This is a genomic window from Achromobacter sp. KK8 (genome assembly GCF_054188005.1).
This window is the reverse complement of sequence record NZ_CM135178.1, coordinates 4,428,490-4,448,282: the sequence shown is the minus strand read 5'-3', so window position 1 is coordinate 4,448,282 and position 19,793 is coordinate 4,428,490. Positions and strand designations below refer to the sequence as shown.

Here is a 19,793-nt window from a genome sequence, read left to right as displayed (position 1 = left end):
TGCTCATCCTCCGGTTTGCGCCGGCGCGAGCCGCAGCAGTTCGCCGGGCGACGCGTCGGTCAACACATAGACATAGCCATCCGGGCCTTGCCGCACGTCGCGGATGCGCGCCTTGCGTTCACCCAGCAGGCGCTCCTCGGCCACCACCCTGTCGCCGTCCAGCGTCAGCCGGATCAGGTCCTGGTCGGCCAGCGCGCCGATGAACAGGGAACGGCGCCACGCCGGGAAACGGTCGGCGTCGTAGAACGCCATGCCGCTGATGGCCGGCGACCTGGCCCACCAGTACAGCGGCGGCTCCATGCCGGCCAGCGTCTCGCCCTTGGCTTCCGGTATCGGCTGGCCCGAATAGTTGATGCCATAGGTCGCCAGCGGCCAGCCATAGTTCTTGCCGGCCTGCACCAGGTTGATTTCGTCGCCGCCGCGCGGACCATGCTCGTGCTCCCACAGCGCGCCGGTCCACGGATTGAGCGCCATGCCCTGCGGATTGCGATGGCCGTACGACCAGATCTCGGGACGCGCGCCGGCCTTGCCGACGAAGGGATTGTCGGGCGGCACCGAGCCATCGGGCGCGAGGCGCACCACTTTGCCCTGAAGCTTGTCCAGATCCTGCGCGGTGGGCCGCTGGTTGTTCTCGCCGAGCGAAATGAAGAGGTGGCCCTTGCCGTCGAACACCAGGCGCGACCCGAAGTGCTGCCCTTGCGACAACTTGGGCGCCTGGCGGAACAGCACCTGGAAATCCTCCAGCGCGCCGGCGTCGGCCGACAGGCGGCCGCGGCCCACGGCGGTGCCGCCGCGCGAGCCGTCCGATTCGGCATACGAAAGGTAGACGTAGCGATCCCGCGCGAAGTCCGGCGACAGCGCCACGTCCAGCAAACCGCCCTGCCCCTGCGCCGCCACCTTCGGCACGCCCGCCAGCGGCTTGGACAAGCCGCCGGGCGTGCGCAGCAGGCGCAGGTGGCCGGGCCTTTCGGTGATCAGCACGCCGCCCCCGGGCAGGAATGCCATCGACCACGGGTGGTCCAGGCCGCCCACGACCACCGTCACCTGCGCGCGCGCGGCGGGCGGCTGGCCGGGGCTTTTCTGTGGCGTGGCCCAGGCCGCGGCCGTCCATAGCGCGGCGCCGGCGAAAGCAATCAGGGACGAGACGCGACGGATCGCGGGCGGGCGTGACGGCATGGACATCTCCGGCGGCTGGGTGAGGCGCGGCGGTGCTCGGCGGCGCCTTGCGGGTGGCGTACCATAGGAGCCTGTGACGGGCGGCCTCCCCGTCCTTTCCTTTCAGGAGACTCCCTTACATGAAACTGTACTACATGCCCGGCGCGTGCTCGCTCGCTTCCCACATCGTGCTGGAATGGATCGGCAAGCCGTACGAAACCCGCAAGCTCAGCCGTGACGAACTCAAGGGCCCCGAGTTCCTCAAGGTCAATCCGCTCGGCGCCGTGCCCGCGCTGGACGACGACGGTTTCACGCTGACCCAGAACGTCGCGATCCTCGAATACCTGGCCGAACAGGCGCCGCAAGCCAACCTGCTGGGCGACGGCTCGGCCCGTTCGCGCGCCGACGTGCGCCGCTGGCTCGGTTTCATCAATTCCGACATCCACAAGACGTTCTCGATGATCTTCGGCGCCGGCCGTTTCCTCAGCGAGGAAGCGCCGCAGCAGGAACTGGCGGCGTCCGCCTCCAAGCTGCTGACGCGCCTGTTCGCGCTGCTCGACGCCCAACTGATCAACCAGCCCTACCTGGGCGGCGAGGCGCCGTCGATCGCCGACGCCTATCTGTACGTGGTGCTGCGCTGGGCCCACGCCAAGCAGGTCGACCTGTCGGGCCAGGACCACCTGGCCGCGTTCTTCAAGCGCATGCAGGACAACGCCGGCGTCAAGGCCGCGCTCAAGGCCGAAGGCCTGGAATAAGCCCGCCAGGCCGGCATGACCGGCCGGCGCGAACGCCCCGCCGCCCTTGCGCGCCGGGGCGTTTTCTCTTGCGCGCCGGCCTGATTTCCTTCAGCCGCCGACCAGCGCCGGGGCCGCGCTGTCCAGCGTCTTCCTGACCGCCGCCAGGAAGCGCCGCGCCAGCAACGGCGGCGCGCTCAGGTTCGAATGCGTGGCCCAGATCTCCACGCTGGCGCCCGGCGCGATGGGCCGCAGCACCATGCTTTCGGTCTGGTCGGGCGACACGCACCAGGCATCCACCAGCGCCGGACCGAGCCCCTGCTGCACGAACGAACAGGCTGTCACCGGCGAATGCACTTCCACCGCCGCCGGACAGGCCGGCGCGCCGCCGAAGAACGATTGCAGCGCGCGTCCCAGTGGGGTGTCGCGCGGGTAGCCGATCCAGGCCGCCGAGGCGAAATCCTCCGGATGCACCACCTCGTGCGCCGCCAGCGGATGCCCCTTGGGCAGGACGCAGATCACCGGCACCGTCGCCAGCCTGACCGAGGTCAGGTTGGGATGGTCGGGCGGCCGCATCGAGATGCCGATATCGGCCTGGCCCGACAGGAAATACGCCGCCAGTTCGTCGAACGTGACGCTGCGGTAGTCGACCCGCGCGGCGCCATTGCGGTCGCGCAAACGCCGCAGCGCCATCGGCACCAGCCGCTGGCCGTAGCTGGCGCTGGCCACCACCTTGAGCATGCCCGCGCCCGACTGCCCCAAGGCGGCCGCCAGGTCGTTGACGCGCTGGATCCCGCCGTAGACCTGTTCGACTTCGGCGTACAGCCGGCGCGCCTCGGCGGTGGGCGACAGGCGGCTCTTGACACGTTCGAACAGCCGGTAGCCCAGGCGGCTTTCGGTCAGCGCCAGCACCCGGCTCACCGCCGGTTGCGAGACGTGCAGCATGCGGCCCGCGCCGCTGATCGAGCCGGCCATCATGATGGCGCGGAACACCTCGATCTGGCGCAGGTTCAGCGCGCGGCCGGCGCTGGGCGCGAGCGCGTCGGCATCGTCGTGCGCATCCATGTTGTTCCCCTTGGTCAATAACGGCGGATTATAGGTTTTCGACATTTTTCGATGACGCGGTGCCGCAACCCCGGTGCTAATCTGCCCGCCTCCACACAACAAAACAAGGGGAATCCAGCATGCAACGCACCATTTTCCGCGGCCTCGCCGCCCTGGCGCTAGCCGCCACCTTCAGCACGGGCGCGCAGGCCGCCGGCGCCTATCCCGACAAGCCGATCACCTTCATCGTGCCGTCGGCCGCCGGCGGTTCGCCCGACGTGCTGTCGCGCCTGATCACCACGCAACTGGCCAAGGACACCGGCGCCACGCTGGTGGTGGAAAACCGCCCCGGCGCCGCCGGCAACATCGGCATCGCACTGGTCAAGCGCGCCGCGCCCGACGGCTACACCGTGGGCTACGGCAACATCAACACGCTGGCGGTGAACCGCTCGCTGTTCAAGCGCCTGCCCTACGACGTCGACAAGGACCTGACGCCCGTGGCGCACATGTTCGACCTGTACAACGCGCTGATCGTGCCGGCGGATTCGCCTATCAAGAGCGTGCAGGACCTGATCGACCGCGCCCGCAAGGAACCCGGCCGCCTGTCGTACGGGGCTTCCGGCGTCGGCACCACCGGCCACATGGGCGGCGAACTGTTCAAGAGCATGGCCAAGGTCGATGTCATGTTCATCCCGTACAACGGCGGCCCCGCCGCCATCCAGGACCTGCTCGGCGGACGCCTGGACTACCTGTTCGTCAACACTTCCGAAGCCACCCCGCTGGTCAAGAGCGGCAAGGTGCGCGCCATCGGCGTCAGCAGCTTGAAGCGCCTGGCGCTGATGCCCGACGTGCCGACGCTGGACGAAGCCGGCCTGAAGGGCTATGAGACCGTGGCCTGGGGCGGCGTGGTGGCGCCCAAGGGCACCCCGCCCGAGGTCGTGGCGCAGCTCAACGCCGCCATCCAGAAAGCCTTGCAGGCGCCCGAGGTCCGCACCGGCCTGGAAACGCTTGGCGCCGAACCCGCCAGCGGCAGCCCGGCCGAATTCAAGCAGCTGATCGATCGCGAAACCGCCAAGTGGAAGCACATCATCGAAACCGCCGGCATCGAGAAACTGGACTGAACCTGGCCATGACGGACCGCAGCACCCTGGACGACGCTCCCGCGCAAGCCGACTTCATCATCGCCGGCGCCACCCTCATCGACGGCGGCGGCGGCCCCGCCCGCCAGGGCGACCTGGCGGTGCGCGGCGGGCGCATCGTGGCGCTGGGCGACTTCGCCCATGCGCCCGGCGTGCCGGTGATCGATGCCCGCGGCCTGGCGCTGGCGCCCGGCTTCATCGACTCGCACACGCACGACGACGGCTACCTGCTGGCGCATCCCGAGATGCTGCCCAAGGTTTCGCAAGGCATCACCACGGTCGTCACCGGCAACTGCGGCATCAGCCTGGCGCCACTGTCGCGCCGGCAGATCCCGCAGCCGCTCGACCTGCTGGGCCCGCCCGAGCTGTTCCGTTTCGCCACCTTCCGCGACTGGCTGCGGGCCCTTGCCGAAACGCCCGCCGCCGTCAACGTGATCCCGCTGGTCGGCCACACCACGCTGCGCGTGGCCGTCATGGACGACACCGGCCGCGCCGCCACCGACGCCGAACGCGCGGCCATGCGCGCCCTGCTGGACGAAGCGCTGCAGGCCGGCGCCTTCGGCGTCTCCACCGGCACCTTCTACCCGCCCGCCAGCGCCGCGCCCACCGACGAGATCATCGACGTCTGCCAGCCGCTACGCGGCCGCGCCGGCGCCATCTACGCCACCCACCTGCGCGACGAGGCCGACCACATCGTGCCGGCCATGGAAGAGGCCCTGCTGATCGGCCGCGAACTGGACTGCCGCGTGGTGTTCTCGCACCACAAGCTGGCAGGCGAACGCAACCACGGCCGCAGCCGCGAGACGCTGGACATGATCAGCCGCGCCGCCGCCACGCAGCGCGTCTGCCTCGACTGCCATCCGTATCCGGCCACCTCGACCATGCTGCGGCTGGACCGCGCCCGCCTGGCCAGCCGCACCATGATCACCTGGTCCAAGGGCTACCCCGAGGCCACCGGCCGCGACTTCGCCGCGGTCATGGCCGAACTGGGCCTGGACGACGAAGCCGCCATCGCCCGCCTGGCGCCCGCCGGCGCCATCTACTTCCTGATGGACCCGGCCGACGTCAACCGCATCTTCAGCCATCCGCTGACCATGGTCGGCTCGGACGGCCTGCCGTTCGACCCGCACCCGCACCCGCGCCAGTGGGGCACCTTCACCAACGTGCTGCGCACCATGGTGCGCGAACAACGGCTGCTGTCGCTGGAAACCGCCATCCACAAGATGACCGGCCTGGCGGCGGCCCAATACGGCCTGACCGAGCGCGGCCTGCTGCGGCAGGGGTATCATGCTGATCTGGTGCTGTTCGATCCCGCCAACGTCACAGACACGGCCACTTTTTCAGCTCCCATTCAGGTCAGCCAGGGCATCCACGCCGTGTGGGTCAATGGCAGGCAGGTCTGGGATGGGGAACGGACCGGCGCCGAACGCCCGGGCCAGGTACTGGCACCCGGTGATGCAATACCTTGGAGTCAACAAAGTGAATAGCTATTCCCAGGGCTGTTACCTGGGTGTTCTGGGCGGCATGGGCCCCATGGCCGGCGCCGCCTTCGCGCTCCGCCTGGCGGCGCTCACGCCCGCCGACGCGGACCAGCAACACATCCCCACCCTGCTGCGCAACGACCCGCGCATCCCCGATCGTTCCAGCGCCTACATGGCCGGCGGCGAGAATCCCCTGCCCTACATGGTCGAAGGCGTGCGCTTCCTGGAACGCGCCGGCGCCCAGCTCATCGCCATCCCCTGCAACACCGCGCATCTCTGGTACGACGACATCGCCGCCGCCACCCAGCGTCCCGTGCTGCACATCATCCAGGCCGTCATCGACGACCTGCGCCGCCTCGGCCTGCAACAGGGCCGCATCGGCCTGATGGGCACCGCCGCCACGCTCAAGCTCGGCCTCTACCAGCGCCACCTCGAAGCCCAGGGCTACGAATGCATCGTTCCCGACGACGATGAAGTCGAACGCTACTGCATGGCCTCGATCCGCGCCGTCAAGGGCAACCAGCTCGAAGCCGCCTTCGCCCCCGCCGCCGACTGCATCGCCCGCCTCAAGGCCCGCGGCGCCGACGCCGTCGTCCTCGGCTGCACCGAACTGCCGCTGGCCGTGCCCCACGCCCTGCGTCCCAGCCTCGGCATCACCCTGACCGACTCCATCGACGCCCTGGCCCGCGCCGCCATCGCCCACTACCTGGCCGACCAGCCCGAGCAACGCATCGCAGCGTAGGCAAGGCCTGCGAGTTGCACAACCGCGCGACAACCGGGAGAATCGATCCGTGGGCCACCCTGTCGGTGGCCCCGGACCATTCAGGAGTCAAGGACGTGCGCAACCCCGTTCTCGCGGCAGTACCGGCCAGCGCCATGAAAGGCCGGCGCCGGCAAAGCGCTCAAGGCAAACATGCGATCCTGCACGCGGCAATCTGCGCCGTCCTCGCCAGCGCCCCGTTCCTGCCAGTCAAAGTCGCCCACGCCGCCGGCTTCGACTGCAAGGCCGCGAAAACCCATGTCGAACATCTCATCTGCGCCGACCCATCGCTGTCCAGGCTGGACGATCAGATGAAGGATCTCTACGACAGGATTCAGGCCGAAACCGCCGGCCGCGACGGTGAAACCGGTGAACGGCGCGATCCCGTGGCGAACGAGCAGACGCAATGGCGCACCACCGTGCGCGACCGTTGCCCCGACGCCGCCTGCCTGAAATCCGCCTACGAGGACCGCATCGCCGCCATGAAAAAGAACTGGGCAGAAGCGCTGGGCCCCGCGGGCAAGTAATACGCGACGCGCTCCGGGGTGGTCGAGTTTTGCTATTTGAAAGCTCAGGCGCCCCGATCCCAGTGCCGGAGATTGAAGGCTGCTAACCGTTGAATTCGATATCGTCCGGGCTCCATGTTTGATGCAGTTCGGCATATCCCTCTCTCTCCCCTCCCCGGCGGGTCACCCCCTCCCCAAGCGCACAGCGTCATCCTCCCGACGCAAAATCAGCGCGTATGCAAAGATCGGCCGCCCGCGCGGCCGATCTTTGCGGGCCCCGCAAACGTCGCCCCTTACCCCACGCTCCAGCAACGCGACAAGCCTCGCAATCCGCAGCCCGAGGTGGGTGGCCGGTGGGCGCGGCGGGCCGTCGATGCGCCCGAGGGAAACCGAAGGGAGCCGAAGGCGTACGAGGTTGACGCAGGGGAAGTCCGGCGCCCGCGCGCCGGACCGCAATCGTTGGCCTGCCGTGCCCACCGGCCACCCGCCTCGGGCGACCTACGAAGCACCATCCGCGCCGACAAGACAAAAAAAGGGCGCCCCTTTCAGCAGCGCCCAAATTTCCCTTCGCGGGGAATAAACCGTAATTCGAATCACCCGCCCAGATACGCCTTCCGAACCTGGTCATTGACCAGCAGATTCGCCCCCGTATCCTGCAGCACGACCCGCCCGTTCTCCAGCACGTAGCCGCGATCCGCCACCTGCAGTGCCTTGTTGGCATTCTGCTCGACCAGGAACACCGTCACGCCCTGTTCCCGGATCTCGCGGATGATGTCGAAGATCTGCGCGATCACCAATGGCGCCAGCCCCAGCGTCGGCTCGTCCAGCAGCAGCAGGCGCGGCCGCGTCATCAACGCCCGCCCGATCGCCAGCATCTGCTGCTCGCCGCCCGACATCAACCCGGCGCGCTGGCTGGCCCGTTCCTTCAGGCGCGGGAACAATCCATAGACGTGGTCAATCCCCGCCTGGATCTCCTCGCGCTTGGAGAAAAAGCCCCCCATCTTCAGGTTCTCGGCCACCGTCAGGTCCTTGAACACGCGCCGCCCTTCCGGCGAAATGGCGATGCCATTGCGCATGATGTGGTGGGTGTCCTTGTTGGTGATGTCCTCGCCCTCGAAGGTGATTTTGCCTTCCTTGGCGCGCGGATTGCCGCAGACCGTCATCAGCAGCGTGGTCTTGCCGGCGCCGTTGGCGCCGATCAGGGTCACGATCTCGCCCTTGTTGACGTCCACCGACACGCCGTTCAGCGCCTGGATGGCGCCGTAGTAGGTGTGGATGTTTTCCAGCTTCAGCATTTATTCCTCCCCCAGGTACGCCTTGATGACGCGCTCGTCGTTGCGCACCTGCTCGGGGGTGCCGGTAGTGATGGGCTTGCCGTGTTCCATGACCAGGATGCGGTCCGAAATGCCCATGATCAGGCTCATGTCGTGCTCGATCAGCAGCACCGCCACGCCGAACTCGCGGCGCAGCTGGTCGATCAGCGATTGCAGATCGCGCTTTTCCTGCGGGTTCAGGCCGGCGGCCGGCTCGTCCAGCATCAACAGGCGCGGCTTGGTGATCATGCAGCGCGCGATCTCCAGGCGGCGCTGGTGGCCGTAGGCCAGGTTGCCGGCCTCGCGGTTGGCGTACTCGCGCAGTCCCATGAAATCCAGCCACTGGGCCGCGCGCGACAACGCATCGGCCTCCGCCTGGCGGTAGGCCTTGGTCTTGAGCAGGCCGGGCAGCAGGCGCGCCTCCACCTGCGTATGCTGCGCCACCAGCAGGTTCTCCAGCACCGTCAGCTGCTTGAACAGCCGCACGTTCTGGAACGTGCGCACCAGGCCATGGCGCGCCACCTTGTGGCTGGGCAGGCCGGTGATGGACTTGCCGTCCATCACGATATCGCCGGCCGTCGGCGCGTAGAAACCGCCCACGCAGTTGAACACGGTGGTCTTGCCGGCCCCGTTCGGGCCGATGATGGCGAACACCTCGTCGGATTTGACTTCGAACGCCACGCTGTCGACGGCCAGCAGGCCGCCGAAGCGCATGGTCAGTCCGGATACTTTCAGCAATGCCTCGCTCATTTAGCCAGCTCCACGTGGGGACGCTTCATGGGCAACAACCCCTGCGGACGCCACATCATCATCAATACCATCACCAGGCCGAACATCAGCATCCGGTACTCGGCGAACTCGCGCGCCAGCTCGGGCAGCACCGTCAGCAGGATCGCCGCCAGGATCACCCCGACCTGCGAACCCATGCCGCCGAGCACCACGATGGCCAGGATCAGCGCCGACTCGATGAAGGTGAAGGATTCCGGATTGACCATGCCCTGGCGCGCCGCGAAGAACGCGCCACCGAAACCGGCGAAGGTCGCGCCCAGCGTGAAGGCCGACAGCTTGATGCGGGTCGGGTTCAGGCCCAGCGAACGGCAGGCGATCTCGTCCTCGCGCAGCGCCTCCCAGGCGCGGCCGACCGGCATGCGGATCAGGCGCGTGGAGACAAACAGCGTGACCAGCGCCAGCAGCAGCGCCATCATGTACAGGTAGATCACCATGTGCTGGTTCTGGAACGTCAGGCCGAAGAAGTCGTGGAACGTGGTCGCGCCCTCCTCGCTTGCCCGGCGCGTCATTTCCAGGCCGAACACCGACGGCTTGGGAATGCCCGAGATGCCGTCCGGACCGCCCGTGAGCGTGTTCAGGTTGATCAGCAGCAGGCGGATCATTTCACCGAAGCCCAGCGTCACGATGGCCAGGTAGTCGCCGCGCAGGCGCAGCACCGGAAAGCCCAGCACGAAGCCGAACAAGGCGGCCATGGCGCCCGAGAACGGCAGCGCTTCCCAGAAGCTCCAGCCGCCCCAGTGGTACAGCAAGGCATAGGTGTAGGCCCCCACGGCATAGAACCCGACGAAGCCCAGGTCCAGCAGCCCGGCGAAACCGACCACGATGTTCAGGCCCAGGCCCAGCATCACGTAGATCAGCACCAGCGTGGCGATGTCGACCGAGCTGCGGCCGGCGAAGAATGGCCAGGTGACGGCCACCGCCAGGATCAGCAGCATCAGCAGCTTGTTGTTCTTGGCCGGGGCCGACGGCAGCGTCGGCAGGCCCACCTTGAGCTTCTGGAACGGCTTGGCGATCCAGGGCCGCAGCAGCTGGAACACGAACACGACCGCCGCGGCGATGGCCACCAGCGACCAGTGCGACTCCATCGAGGTGCGCGCGCCCTGGCGGATCAGTTGCAGGCCGAAGACGGGGGTGACGATGACGGCGGTCAGCACCGCCGCCATGGTGGCGTTTTTCAGGTTGTTGTTCGACATCAGACTTTTTCCACCTCAGGTTTGCCCAACAGCCCGGTGGGACGGAACAGCAGGATCAGGACCAGCAGCGAGAACGCCACGATGTCCTTGTACTGCGACGAGATATAGGCTGCCGCGAACGTTTCGGCCAGGCCCAGCAGCACGCCGCCCAGCATGGCGCCGGGAATGCTGCCGATGCCGCCCAGCACCGCCGCCGTGAAGGCCTTGATGCCGGCCAGGAAGCCGATGAAGGGATTGAGCTTGCCGATGGTGATGGCGATCAGCACGCCGCCCACCGCCGCCAGGATCGCGCCCATCACGAAGGTGAACGAGATCACGCGGTTGGTGTCGATGCCCAGCAGGTTGGCCATGTGCATGTCCTGCGAGCAGGCGCGCGAGGCGCGGCCCATGCGGGAATACTTGATGAACAGCGTCAGGCCGACCATCAGGGCGACGGTCACCAGGATGATCATGATGCGCGAATACGGCACCGTCACATCGAAGTCGGAACCCATGTGGAACTGCACCGCGCCGGACACCAGCGAAGGCACCGCCATGTCGCGCGCGCCCTGGCCCAGGGCGACCCAGTTCTGCAGGAAGATCGACATGCCGATGGCCGAGATCAGCGCCACCAGGCGGGGGCTGCCCCGCACCGGGCGGTACGCGACCCGCTCGACGCTGAAACCGTAGATGCCGGTGACGACGATGGCCACCAGCAGCATCGCGGCGATGATGAACGGTACCGGCAGGCCGCTATTGGTGCCGATGGCCGTCAGGGTGACCAGGCCGACATAGGCGCCGATCATGTAGATTTCGCCGTGAGCGAAGTTGATCATACCGATGATGCCGTAGACCATTGTGTAGCCGATGGCAATCAACGCGTAGATCGCGCCCAGAGACAATCCGTTGAAGAATTGCTGGGTAAGTTGGGGTATGAGGTCGGACATTATTTCTCTTGCTCCAAATAGTTCCGGCTCCGGTAGAGAGACCCGGAGCCGGAAACCTGGGCGTATTTTAAGGGCCTGTGATCACCGCCTGCCGGCCGCACAGCGCTTTTGGCGCATCGCTACGCGGATTACGGCACAACGACGACGACAGGCCCTCGCGCCGGCACCACGCCGGCGGAATCGCGGGAGTTTACAGCTGGGTCTTCTTGCCGTTCTTGTCCCACTTGTAGACGGCGAACTCGAAGTTCTTCAGGTCGCCCTTGGCGTCGTACTCGACCTTGCCGATACCGGTGTTGAAGGTGGTCTTGTGCATGTAGTCGGCCACCTTGGCGGGGTCCTCGCCCACCGCGGTGATGCTGTCGGCCAGGATCTGGACCGCGGCGTAGGCCGGCATCTGGAAGGCGCCGTCCGGATCGCGCTTGGCATCCTTGAAAGCCTTGACGATGCTTTCGTTGGCCGGCAGCTTGGTGAAGTCGGCGGGCAGCGTGACCAGCAGGCCGTCGATGGCCGGGCCGGCGATCGCCACCAGGTCCTGGTTGGCGGTGCCTTCCGGACCCATGAACTGGACCTTCAGGCCCTGTTCACGCGACTGGCGCAGCAGCAGGCCCAGTTCGGGGTGGTAGCCGCCGAAATAGACCAGGTCGACGCCGGCCGACTTGAGCTTGGTGATGATGGCCGAGTAATCGCTGTCGCCGACGTTGATGCCTTCGAACAGCGCCACGTTCACGCCTTCCTTGGCCAGGGTGTCCTTGACCTGGGTGGCCACGCCCGAGCCGTAGGTCTGCTTGTCGTGCAGCACGGCGACCTTCTTGGGCTTGAGGGTGTTGGCGATGTAGCGCGCGGCGTACGGACCCTGCTGGTCGTCGCGGCCGATGGTGCGGAAGAAGAAGTGCGGCTTGATGGTGTCGGTGACCAGGGGCGAGGTGGCGCCCGGGGTGATGCCGACGATGCCTTCCTGTTCGTAGACGTTGACGGCGGCCACGGTCACGCCCGAGCACGCATGGGCCACGGCGAACTTGGCGCCGGAATTGACCACGCGGTTGGCGGCCGGCACGGCCTGCTTCGGTTCGCAACCGTCGTCGATGAGGATCGGTTCGAGCTTCTTGCCCTTCACGCCGCCCTTGGCGTTGATGGTCTCGATGGCAGTCAGCGCGCCAGCCTGGATCTGGTCGCCGTACTGGGTGTTGGGGCCCGTCATGGGCTGCGGGATGCCGATCTTGATCGTATCGGCGGCGTGCACGGAACCTGCCAGGGCAAGCGCCCCGAATGCCATAGCTACCGGGGTAAGGCGATGCAGAAACTTCATGCGGAGTTCTCCAGCGAGGTTTTGAGCGGCTCTGTTCGATCCGGTTTATCGGGTGGATACCCCTAAACCCGCATCGCCCGTCGCCGGCTTCTTGGGCAAAAACACGGTGTGGGCGGTATTCTGGAAGCAAGCAGACATACTGTCACTGCGTGTAATCCCCAATATTTCTGGAGAAACCTTTAATCGTGACGGATTAGTACGACAAGTGCGTGAAATCGCAGGGGAAATCCGCGCCGCGCCTTGGATTGCCCATGGCGCGGCGCGCGAATCGATGGCAGGTGATTTATATGAATAATCATTAATACGCCGTTTGACCGCGCATTTTCATACAGTACTTACGCGAGTCTTACGGATAATGATTATCCCGTTAATTAATACCGACTGATTTTCGACAATCACACGCTGGCCGGCTTGGCCAGGTTCCACATCAGCGCGCGGAACGGCGCCAGCATGCTGATATTGACCGCCAGCTTGATCGCCAGGTCGCCCATCATCCAGGTGACCCACGGCGCGCCGCTGGCGGCGAAGGCCACGCTGAAGAACACCGCGGTGTCGAGGATCGCGCCCAGCACGCCGGAAACCAGCGGCGCGCGCCACCAGCGCTGGTCGCGCAGGCGATCGAACACCTGGATGTCGACCAGTTGCGCGCAGATATAGGCCAGCCCCGAGGCCAGCGCGATGCGCGGCGACGCCACCCACACCGACACCGCCAATGCCGCGGCGAAACCGAACCACACCACGCGGCGCGCGGCCGCGGGGCCGAAACGGCGATTGAGCACGTCGGTCACCAGGAACGCCACCGGATACGACAGGCCGCCCCAGGTCAGCCAGTCGTTCAGCGGCACCTGCACCAGGATGTTCGATCCCACCACCACCACCAGCATGCACAGCACGGCGATGCCGAACTGCGCCCGGCTCATGGGGGCAAAGCGCGCAACGGCGTGGCTCACTTGCCGAACTCCTCGGCCAGCTCGCGCGAACGCCGCGCGGCCGCGGCCATGGCGTCCTCGACGATGCCAGCGAAGCCGGCGGCATTGAACGCGGCCAGCGCCGCGGCGGTGGTGCCGCCCTTGGAGGTGACGCGCTCGCGCAGCACCGAGGGCGGTTCGGAGGATTCCGCCGCCAGCCTGGTGGCGCCCGCGAAGGTGCCCAGCGCCAGCTGGCGCGCCTGCTCGGCCGTCAGGCCGACCTTCTGGCCGCCGGCGATCAAGGCTTCCAGGAACAGGAAGACATAGGCCGGGCCGCTGCCCGACAGCGCCGTCACGGCGTCGAGCGCCGCGTCATCGGCCACCCACACCACCTCGCCGACGCTGGCCAGCATGGTGGCGGCCAGGTCGCGGTCGGCCTGCCCCACGCCATCCAGCGCCGCCAGGCCGGTGATGCCGGCGCCCACCAGCGCCGGCGTGTTGGGCATGCAGCGCACCAGGCGGCGCCACGGCGCCTCGGGCGTGCCCAGCCAGCCCGCCAGGGTGTCGGCGCGTATCCCGGCCGCCACGCTTATCACCAAAGTGTCGTCGCGCAACCACTGACGCGTGGAAGCCACAACGTCTTTCATGTTCTGTGGCTTGACCGCGAACACCCATACGCGGCAGCGCGCCAGGGCCTCGTCCGGGGCGGTCGCGGTGGTCATGCCGCGAGCCTGCCAGGCAGCGTGCGAATCCTGGTTAATGTCAATGACATGAATGCTGCCGGCGGGGCATACTTTGCCCGCAAGACCCGAGGCCAGCGCGGCGGCCATATTGCCGCCGCCGATGAACGCAATCGAAAGTTCGTTTTTCATAGGATGCGATTGTAAACCGGGCCGTCCCGGCGGGAAAAAAAAGAAAATGTTCGTTCGCGCCTGAAACGCGCAATTTGACAGGCGTTTTAAGTGATGTGAAAGTCACGGTTTTGTCACAAACAATTCATAAGGTGACGTGTTTTCCGCGCCGGGACAACCCCGGTCGCGACACGACCAACTGGAGGAAACCTCTCATGCGATCCCACCGAATTGCCCTTACCTTCGCCGCCGTGATGGCGGCCTTTGCCGGCGCCTCCGCGCACGCGGCCACCGAAATCACGTTCTGGCACTCGATGGAAGGCGCGCTGGGCGACCGCGTCAACGGTCTGGTCGACGAGTTCAACAAGAAGAACCCCGACTACCAGGTCAAGGCCGTCTACAAGGGCAACTACGGCGAATCGATGAACGCCGGCATCGCCGCGTTCCGCGCCGGCAACGCCCCGGACATCCTCCAGGTGTTCGAAGTCGGCACCGCCACCATGATGTACGCCAAGGGCGCCATCAAGCCGGTGCAGCAGATGTCGGAAGAAGCCGGCAACCCGATCGACCCGAAGGAATTCATCGGCGCCGTGGCCGGCTACTACTCGTCGGCCGACGGCAAGCTGGTGTCGATGCCCTTCAACAGCTCGACCGTGGTGTTCTACTACAACAAGGACGCCTTCAAGAAGGCCGGCCTGGACGCCGACAAGCCGCCCAAGACCTGGGAAGAACTGGCCGCCGCCGGCCAGAAGCTGAAGGCCGCCGGCCAGGAATGCGGCTACACCACCTCGTGGCCGTCGTGGGTCCAGCTGGAAACGTTCTCGGCCTGGCACAACGTGCCGTACGCCACCAAGGATAACGGTTTCGGCGGCCTGGACGCCCGCATCGCCATCAACACCCCGCTGCACGTGCGCCACCTGGAAAACCTGGCCAAGCTGGGCAAGGAAGGCATCTTCATGTACGGCGGTCGCGGCGACGAGCCGAACTCGCTGTTCATCAGCGGCAAGTGCGCCATGATCACCGGTTCGTCGGGCCTGCGCGCCAACATCGCCAAGAACGCCAAGTTCGAGTTCGGCACCTCGACCCTGCCCTACTACGGCGACGTGCAGGGCGCGCCGCAGAACACCATCATCGGCGGCGCTTCGCTGTGGGTCTTCGCCAACAAGAAGCCGGAAACCTACAAGGGCGTGACCGCGTTCTTCAAGTTCCTGGCCAGCCCGGAAATCGCCGCCCGTTGGCACCAGCAGACCGGCTACGTGCCCGTCACCAAGGCCGCCTACGAGCTGACCAAGAAGGAAGGCTTCTACGACAAGAACCCGGGCACCGAAGTCGGCGTCAAGCAGCTGAACGTCGAAACCACCGCGCAATCGCGCGGCCTGCGCCTGGGCTTCCTGCCGCAGATCCGTGAAATCGAGGACGCTGAAATCGAACGTATCGTGTCGGGCAAGGTCTCGGCCAAGGACGGCGCCGAGAACATCGTCAAGCGCGGCAACGAACTGCTGGAAAAGTTCGAGAAGAGTGTAAAGTAACGCCCGTTCCGTGGCTTGCCGGCAAGTCCCGCGATGCACGATTCCCGTTGTGCAACAAGGACTTGCCCCTGGCGAACAAGGCTTAAAGCCCTGGTTTTTTTAGGGCTTTAAGCCTATCGTGTTTTATGAGTACCGGCGCATCCCCGCGCCGCAGGCCGGCCGGCCCACCCCGGCGGCTGTTTCACCAGGCGGCGGTTAATCCAACCGCCGCTTTTCGTACCTTGGGTTCCCCCTATGGAAAAACGTGTCGTCTTCGGGCATAAGACCCTGCCCTATCTGCTGCTCCTGCCGCAGATCGTCATTACCGTGGTCTTCTTCTTCCTTCCCGCCGGCCAGGCCATGTGGCAGTCGATGCGGCTGGAAGATGCGTTCGGCCTGTCCTCCGAGTTCGTCGGCCTCGACAACTTCATGGAACTGTTCTCGCAGCAGGCCTACCTCGATTCCTTCCGTGTCACGGCGGTGTTCTCGATCCTGGTCGCGGTGGTCGGCCTGGGCGTGTCGCTGCTGCTGGCCGTCATGGCCGACCGCGTGATCCGCGGCGCCGGGCTCTACAAGACCCTGCTGATCTGGCCCTACGCCGTCGCGCCCGCCGTGGTCGGCGTGCTGTGGCTGTTCCTGTTCTCGCCCTCGGTCGGCATCCTGGCCGTGGCCCTGCGCCAGGCAGGCGTCGACTGGAACCCGCGCCTGGACGGCAACCAGGCCATGATCCTGGTGCTGATTGCCGCCGTCTGGAAGCAGGTCTCGTACAACTTCCTGTTCTTCCTGGCCGGCCTGCAATCGATCCCGCGCTCGCTCATCGAAGCCGCCGCCATCGACGGCGCCAGCCCGTCGCGCCGCTTCTGGAGCATCGTGTTCCCGCTGCTCTCGCCCACCACCTTCTTCCTGCTGGTGGTCAACATCATCTATGCCTTCTTCGACACCTTCGCGGTGGTGGACACCACCACGCAGGGCGGTCCGGGCACGTCGACCTCGATCCTGGTCTACAAGGTGTACAGCGATGGCTTCCGCGGCCTGGACCTCGGCTCGTCCGCGGCCCAGTCGGTGGTGCTGATGTTCATTGTGATTGCCCTGACGGTCGTGCAGTTCCGCTACGTCGACCGCAAAGTGCAGTATTGATTCTCGAGGCAGATAACAATGGTTGAACGCCGTCCCTGGCTGGATATTCTGGCCCACGTCATCCTGCTGTGCGGGGTGGCCATGGTGGCCTTTCCGCTCTACGTCACTTTCGTCGCGTCGACCCAGACCGCGCAGGAAGTGGCTTCCGCGCCGATGTCGCTGATCCCCGGTCCGCACTTCGTCGACAACTACATGCAGGCGCTCTTTGGCGGCTCGTCCGGCGGCTCGTCCGGCGCGCCGGTGGGCCGCATGATGTACGTCAGCCTGATCATGGCGCTGGCGATTTCCATCGGCAAGATCGCGATCTCGCTGCTGTCGGCCTTCGCGGTGGTGTATTTCCGCTTCCCCGGCCGCATGTTCTTTTTCTGGATGATCTTCGTCACGCTGATGCTGCCGGTCGAAGTGCGTATCGCGCCCACCTACAAGGTGGTGGCCGACCTGGGCCTGCTCAACAGCTACGCCGGCCTGACGCTGCCGCTGATCGCCTCGGCCACGGCCACGTTCCTGTTCCGCCAGTTCTTCCTGACGGTGCCGGACGAGCTGATCGAGGCCGCCCGCATCGACGGCGCCGGCCCGGTGCGCTTCTTCCGCGACGTGCTGCTGCCGCTGTCCAAGACCAGCATCGCCGCGCTGTTCGTGATCCAGTTCATCTACGGCTGGAACCAATACCTGTGGCCGCTGCTGGTGACCACGCAGGAAGACATGTACCCCGTCGTCATCGGCATCAAGCGGATGATCAGCGGCGGCGACAGCGTGACCGAATGGAACATCACCATGGCCACCGCCATGCTGGCGATGATCCCGCCGGCGCTGGTCGTCATCCTGATGCAGAAATGGTTCGTCAAGGGGCTGGTCGACACTGAAAAATGAGGCCCCCACGCCGCGCCTTCGGCCTGCTGCCCCCACGACAACGACTCCGATACGAATAACTCATGGCTACTCTCAGCTTTCGCAACGTAAAGAAAACCTACGCCGGCAACGTGCCGGTCATCCATGGCATCGACATGGATGTGAAGGACGGTGAATTCATCGTCATCGTCGGCCCCTCGGGCTGCGGCAAGTCCACGCTGATGCGCATGGTCGCGGGCCTGGAAACCGTGACCAGCGGCGAGATCGTGATCGACGACAAGGTCGTCAACAACCTCGAGCCGGCCGAACGCGACATCGCGATGGTGTTCCAGAACTACGCGCTCTATCCGCACATGACCGTGTTCGAGAACATGGCGTACGGCCTGAAGATCCGCAAGTTCTCCAAGGACGAGATCAAGAAGCGCGTCGACGTCGCCGCGCAGATCCTGGAGCTGACCCACCTGCTGGACCGCCGCCCGCGCGCCCTGTCGGGCGGCCAGCGCCAGCGCGTGGCCATGGGCCGCGCCATCGTGCGCGAACCCAAGGTGTTCCTGTTCGACGAACCGCTGTCGAACCTGGATGCCAAGCTGCGCGTGGCGATGCGCCTGGAAATCATGAAGCTGCACCGCCGCCTGGGCACCACCAGCCTGTACGTGACGCACGACCAGGTCGAGGCCATGACGCTGGCGCACCGCATGATCGTCATGTACCAAGGCGTGCCCGAGCAGATCGGCACGCCGATGGAAGTGTTCGAAAAACCCGCCTCGACCTTCGTCGCCGGCTTCATCGGCTCGCCGCCGATGAACCTGATGGAAGTCAACGTCGCGGGCGACGGCACGGTGCAGACCGTCGACGGCCTGGCGCTGGAAATCTCGCCGCTGCAGGTGCCGTCGCAGGTGCGTGGCCGCAAGGTGATCATGGGCATGCGCCCCGAGCACATGCTGCTGAACACGCAGGGCGTGCCGGCCGAAGTCGAGATGGTCGAAACGCTGGGCTCCGAACAGTTGGTCCACTGCCGCTGCGGCAAGTCGACGCTGGTGGTGCGCTGCACGACGCGCCAGTTGTCCGAGTCCTCGGCCAAGGTCGGCGACCGCGTCAACGTCGGCCCCGACGGCCGCCATCCGCTGCATTGGTTCGAGGCCGACACCGGCCGCCGCGTGCAGGGCCTGTAAGTCTCCTCCATGCGCGGGGCCGGCGGCAATCCGCCCGGCCGGCCCCGCCGTCACCCCTACCCGTCCGGGAAGGGACAAGCTCAATACGTGTACGTCACCATGGTGCCGATCGAGTACTGGTTGCGCTCCTTGACGATGGGGCTGTCGGCCGCATCGCCATACAGGCGGCGCGCCTCGGCGGCCACGGTCCACGACCACTCCTTGCTCAGCGGCAGCACCCAGCTCGCGCCCAGGCCCACGCTTTCCAGCCCGCCCTTGGGGTTGTAGCGGCGATAGCCCGAATTGGCCGACTGCCTGTCACTCACGCCGTACCAGGTGCGCATGTAGTTGCCGTCGCCGAAGGTGCCGTTCAGCGACAGCGAGATCGCGCCCGCGGAACCCTCGTACACGGTGGTGCTGGCGCCCAGGTCGAACAGGGTGTAGCCACTGCCCACGTCGCTGTGTTCACTGCTTTTCTTGAAGGCGTGCGCCACCGTGGCCGACAGGGTCACCGGACCCAGCGTGGTCTCGGCGTCCATGCCGATCTGCGCGCGGCTCTTGATCTCGCCCATGCCGCGCAGCTTGTTGGAGCCTTCGAAGCCCTTCTTGCGGTCCTTGCGCGAGGCGCTGGCGCCCAGGTAGAAGCGGAAGGTGCTGTCCAGCGCCTGGGTCTCCCAGCCCAGCCCACGCTCGGTATTCAGGAAAAAGCCGCCCGGGCTGCGGATGCCCAGGCCGACGATGGGCAGCGCCGAGCTTTCGTCGCTGCCGCTGTAGCGTGGCGCGTAGCCGACGCCCAGCGTGCCGTAGAACTTCCATTCATCGGCCGGCTTTTCGGTTCCAGTCGACACCTCGATGCCGCGCGAACTGGCGCCGCGCGAACCATAGACCGAGTTGTCGGCGACCTGCTGGCCGCCCGCGGCGAACGACCACGCTGGCAGGCTCGCCAGCAGACACGCCGCGCCGGCGCGGCGCTGCATCAGGGACATAGAGGAATATCGCTTCATAAATACATCCGGGAAACGAGGTTGTGGGGAAATCGAACG

The 19,793-nt window shown here is 66.2% G+C and carries 20 protein-coding genes; 10 read left to right on the top strand and 10 right to left on the bottom strand.

Going from position 1 to position 19,793, the window contains the following annotated elements:
- Nucleotides 1-3 precede the first annotated feature (3 nt).
- On the bottom strand, nucleotides 4-1,176 hold the full coding sequence (locus tag ACVN9Z_RS20645; protein WP_458212567.1) for a PQQ-dependent sugar dehydrogenase: 1,173 nt from the start codon (nucleotides 1,174-1,176) through the stop codon (nucleotides 4-6).
- Between the two features lie 119 nt (nucleotides 1,177-1,295).
- Between ACVN9Z_RS20645 and ACVN9Z_RS20640 the strand changes: the two genes are divergently transcribed.
- A complete protein-coding gene (locus ACVN9Z_RS20640; RefSeq protein WP_006386460.1) occupies nucleotides 1,296-1,910 on the top strand; it encodes a glutathione S-transferase family protein in 615 nt (204 codons plus the stop codon).
- 90 nt (nucleotides 1,911-2,000) lie between these two features.
- Here the strand turns inward: ACVN9Z_RS20640 and ACVN9Z_RS20635 are convergent, their stop codons facing one another.
- Nucleotides 2,001-2,954, bottom strand: coding sequence for a LysR family transcriptional regulator (locus tag ACVN9Z_RS20635; RefSeq protein ID WP_049053892.1), 954 nt, complete (start codon nucleotides 2,952-2,954; stop codon nucleotides 2,001-2,003).
- A 119-nt stretch (nucleotides 2,955-3,073) separates the two neighbouring features.
- Between ACVN9Z_RS20635 and ACVN9Z_RS20630 the strand changes: the two genes are divergently transcribed.
- The 4 genes from ACVN9Z_RS20630 to ACVN9Z_RS20615 all read left to right on the top strand — a co-directional run bounded on the left by ACVN9Z_RS20630 (nucleotide 3,074) and on the right by ACVN9Z_RS20615 (nucleotide 6,840).
- Nucleotides 3,074-4,054 carry a Bug family tripartite tricarboxylate transporter substrate binding protein gene (locus tag ACVN9Z_RS20630; protein WP_458212566.1) on the top strand — a complete coding sequence of 327 codons (981 nt, stop codon included), beginning with the start codon at nucleotides 3,074-3,076 and terminating at the stop codon, nucleotides 4,052-4,054.
- A gap of 8 nt (nucleotides 4,055-4,062) precedes the next feature.
- On the top strand, nucleotides 4,063-5,559 hold the full coding sequence (locus ACVN9Z_RS20625; protein WP_020927550.1) for an N-acyl-D-amino-acid deacylase family protein: 1,497 nt from the start codon (nucleotides 4,063-4,065) through the stop codon (nucleotides 5,557-5,559).
- A 46-nt stretch (nucleotides 5,560-5,605) separates the two neighbouring features.
- Nucleotides 5,606-6,295 carry a cysteate racemase gene (gene cuyB, locus ACVN9Z_RS20620; RefSeq protein ID WP_233639140.1) on the top strand — a complete coding sequence of 230 codons (690 nt, stop codon included), beginning with the start codon at nucleotides 5,606-5,608 and terminating at the stop codon, nucleotides 6,293-6,295.
- A 95-nt stretch (nucleotides 6,296-6,390) separates the two neighbouring features.
- On the top strand, nucleotides 6,391-6,840 hold the full coding sequence (locus ACVN9Z_RS20615) for a lysozyme inhibitor LprI family protein (RefSeq protein ID WP_233639517.1): 450 nt from the start codon (nucleotides 6,391-6,393) through the stop codon (nucleotides 6,838-6,840).
- A gap of 572 nt (nucleotides 6,841-7,412) precedes the next feature.
- Here ACVN9Z_RS20615 and ACVN9Z_RS20610 read toward each other — a convergent pair.
- From ACVN9Z_RS20610 to ACVN9Z_RS20590, 5 genes are all read right to left on the bottom strand, one after another.
- Nucleotides 7,413-8,114, bottom strand: coding sequence for an ABC transporter ATP-binding protein (locus ACVN9Z_RS20610; protein WP_006386454.1), 702 nt, complete (start codon nucleotides 8,112-8,114; stop codon nucleotides 7,413-7,415).
- Nucleotides 8,115-8,882, bottom strand: coding sequence for a high-affinity branched-chain amino acid ABC transporter ATP-binding protein LivG (gene livG, locus ACVN9Z_RS20605; protein WP_006386453.1), 768 nt, complete (start codon nucleotides 8,880-8,882; stop codon nucleotides 8,115-8,117). It lies immediately after the preceding gene.
- A complete protein-coding gene (locus tag ACVN9Z_RS20600; protein WP_006386452.1) occupies nucleotides 8,879-10,114 on the bottom strand; it encodes a high-affinity branched-chain amino acid ABC transporter permease LivM in 1,236 nt (411 codons plus the stop codon). The genes livG and ACVN9Z_RS20600 overlap by 4 nt, the downstream gene beginning before the upstream one ends.
- Nucleotides 10,114-11,040 (bottom strand): high-affinity branched-chain amino acid ABC transporter permease LivH, encoded by a 927-nt coding sequence (livH, locus tag ACVN9Z_RS20595; protein WP_020927547.1) that lies wholly within the window; start codon nucleotides 11,038-11,040, stop codon nucleotides 10,114-10,116. Before livH ends, ACVN9Z_RS20600 begins: the two co-directional genes overlap by 1 nt.
- A 190-nt stretch (nucleotides 11,041-11,230) precedes the next feature.
- Nucleotides 11,231-12,346: a branched-chain amino acid ABC transporter substrate-binding protein gene (locus ACVN9Z_RS20590; RefSeq protein ID WP_006386450.1), complete on the bottom strand. Its 1,116-nt coding sequence runs from the start codon at nucleotides 12,344-12,346 to the stop codon at nucleotides 11,231-11,233.
- A gap of 52 nt (nucleotides 12,347-12,398) precedes the next feature.
- Between ACVN9Z_RS20590 and ACVN9Z_RS20585 the strand changes: the two genes are divergently transcribed.
- Nucleotides 12,399-12,641 carry a hypothetical protein gene (locus ACVN9Z_RS20585; protein WP_127481436.1) on the top strand — a complete coding sequence of 81 codons (243 nt, stop codon included), beginning with the start codon at nucleotides 12,399-12,401 and terminating at the stop codon, nucleotides 12,639-12,641.
- Between the two features lie 100 nt (nucleotides 12,642-12,741).
- Here the strand turns inward: ACVN9Z_RS20585 and ACVN9Z_RS20580 are convergent, their stop codons facing one another.
- On the bottom strand, nucleotides 12,742-13,266 hold the full coding sequence (locus ACVN9Z_RS20580; protein WP_045953140.1) for a queuosine precursor transporter: 525 nt from the start codon (nucleotides 13,264-13,266) through the stop codon (nucleotides 12,742-12,744).
- A gap of 26 nt (nucleotides 13,267-13,292) precedes the next feature.
- Complete coding sequence (gene proC / locus ACVN9Z_RS20575; RefSeq protein ID WP_006386448.1) at nucleotides 13,293-14,126, bottom strand: pyrroline-5-carboxylate reductase; 834 nt, start codon at nucleotides 14,124-14,126, stop codon at nucleotides 13,293-13,295.
- A 194-nt stretch (nucleotides 14,127-14,320) separates the two neighbouring features.
- On the opposite strand from proC, the gene ugpB reads away from it, so the two are divergent.
- The 4 genes from ugpB (at nucleotide 14,321) to ACVN9Z_RS20555 (ending at nucleotide 18,771) form a co-directional block, all read left to right on the top strand.
- A complete protein-coding gene (gene ugpB, locus ACVN9Z_RS20570; protein WP_006386447.1) occupies nucleotides 14,321-15,634 on the top strand; it encodes a sn-glycerol-3-phosphate ABC transporter substrate-binding protein UgpB in 1,314 nt (437 codons plus the stop codon).
- 234 nt (nucleotides 15,635-15,868) lie between these two features.
- A complete protein-coding gene (gene ugpA, locus ACVN9Z_RS20565) occupies nucleotides 15,869-16,750 on the top strand; it encodes a sn-glycerol-3-phosphate ABC transporter permease UgpA (RefSeq protein ID WP_006386446.1) in 882 nt (293 codons plus the stop codon).
- A gap of 18 nt (nucleotides 16,751-16,768) precedes the next feature.
- Nucleotides 16,769-17,620, top strand: coding sequence for a sn-glycerol-3-phosphate ABC transporter permease UgpE (ugpE, locus tag ACVN9Z_RS20560; RefSeq protein ID WP_006386445.1), 852 nt, complete (start codon nucleotides 16,769-16,771; stop codon nucleotides 17,618-17,620).
- A 62-nt stretch (nucleotides 17,621-17,682) separates the two neighbouring features.
- Nucleotides 17,683-18,771 carry a sn-glycerol-3-phosphate import ATP-binding protein UgpC gene (locus ACVN9Z_RS20555; RefSeq protein WP_020927546.1) on the top strand — a complete coding sequence of 363 codons (1,089 nt, stop codon included), beginning with the start codon at nucleotides 17,683-17,685 and terminating at the stop codon, nucleotides 18,769-18,771.
- 80 nt (nucleotides 18,772-18,851) lie between these two features.
- Here the strand turns inward: ACVN9Z_RS20555 and ACVN9Z_RS20550 are convergent, their stop codons facing one another.
- Nucleotides 18,852-19,736 carry a MipA/OmpV family protein gene (locus ACVN9Z_RS20550; RefSeq protein ID WP_458212565.1) on the bottom strand — a complete coding sequence of 295 codons (885 nt, stop codon included), beginning with the start codon at nucleotides 19,734-19,736 and terminating at the stop codon, nucleotides 18,852-18,854.
- Nucleotides 19,737-19,793: the final 57 nt, after the last annotated feature.

What these genes read in the sequence shown, in the direction of transcription:
- ugpA (WP_006386446.1), top strand. Translation starts at nt 15,869, where the DNA reads ATGGAAAAACGTGTCGTCTTCGGGCATAAGACCCTGCCCTATCTGCTG.
- livG (WP_006386453.1), bottom strand. Translation starts at nt 8,882, where the DNA reads ATGAGCGAGGCATTGCTGAAAGTATCCGGACTGACCATGCGCTTCGGC.
- ACVN9Z_RS20610 (WP_006386454.1), bottom strand. Translation starts at nt 8,114, where the DNA reads ATGCTGAAGCTGGAAAACATCCACACCTACTACGGCGCCATCCAGGCG.
- ACVN9Z_RS20645 (WP_458212567.1), bottom strand. Translation starts at nt 1,176, where the DNA reads ATGCCGTCACGCCCGCCCGCGATCCGTCGCGTCTCGTCCCTGATTGCT.
- ACVN9Z_RS20590 (WP_006386450.1), bottom strand. Translation starts at nt 12,346, where the DNA reads ATGAAGTTTCTGCATCGCCTTACCCCGGTAGCTATGGCATTCGGGGCG.
- ACVN9Z_RS20630 (WP_458212566.1), top strand. Translation starts at nt 3,074, where the DNA reads ATGCAACGCACCATTTTCCGCGGCCTCGCCGCCCTGGCGCTAGCCGCC.
- ACVN9Z_RS20555 (WP_020927546.1), top strand. Translation starts at nt 17,683, where the DNA reads ATGGCTACTCTCAGCTTTCGCAACGTAAAGAAAACCTACGCCGGCAAC.
- cuyB (WP_233639140.1), top strand. Translation starts at nt 5,606, where the DNA reads ATGGCCGGCGCCGCCTTCGCGCTCCGCCTGGCGGCGCTCACGCCCGCC.
- ACVN9Z_RS20635 (WP_049053892.1), bottom strand. Translation starts at nt 2,954, where the DNA reads ATGGATGCGCACGACGATGCCGACGCGCTCGCGCCCAGCGCCGGCCGC.
- ugpB (WP_006386447.1), top strand. Translation starts at nt 14,321, where the DNA reads ATGCGATCCCACCGAATTGCCCTTACCTTCGCCGCCGTGATGGCGGCC.
- ACVN9Z_RS20550 (WP_458212565.1), bottom strand. Translation starts at nt 19,736, where the DNA reads ATGTCCCTGATGCAGCGCCGCGCCGGCGCGGCGTGTCTGCTGGCGAGC.
- proC (WP_006386448.1), bottom strand. Translation starts at nt 14,126, where the DNA reads ATGAAAAACGAACTTTCGATTGCGTTCATCGGCGGCGGCAATATGGCC.
- ACVN9Z_RS20600 (WP_006386452.1), bottom strand. Translation starts at nt 10,114, where the DNA reads ATGTCGAACAACAACCTGAAAAACGCCACCATGGCGGCGGTGCTGACC.
- ugpE (WP_006386445.1), top strand. Translation starts at nt 16,769, where the DNA reads ATGGTTGAACGCCGTCCCTGGCTGGATATTCTGGCCCACGTCATCCTG.
- ACVN9Z_RS20625 (WP_020927550.1), top strand. Translation starts at nt 4,063, where the DNA reads ATGACGGACCGCAGCACCCTGGACGACGCTCCCGCGCAAGCCGACTTC.
- ACVN9Z_RS20640 (WP_006386460.1), top strand. Translation starts at nt 1,296, where the DNA reads ATGAAACTGTACTACATGCCCGGCGCGTGCTCGCTCGCTTCCCACATC.
- ACVN9Z_RS20580 (WP_045953140.1), bottom strand. Translation starts at nt 13,266, where the DNA reads ATGAGCCGGGCGCAGTTCGGCATCGCCGTGCTGTGCATGCTGGTGGTG.
- livH (WP_020927547.1), bottom strand. Translation starts at nt 11,040, where the DNA reads ATGTCCGACCTCATACCCCAACTTACCCAGCAATTCTTCAACGGATTG.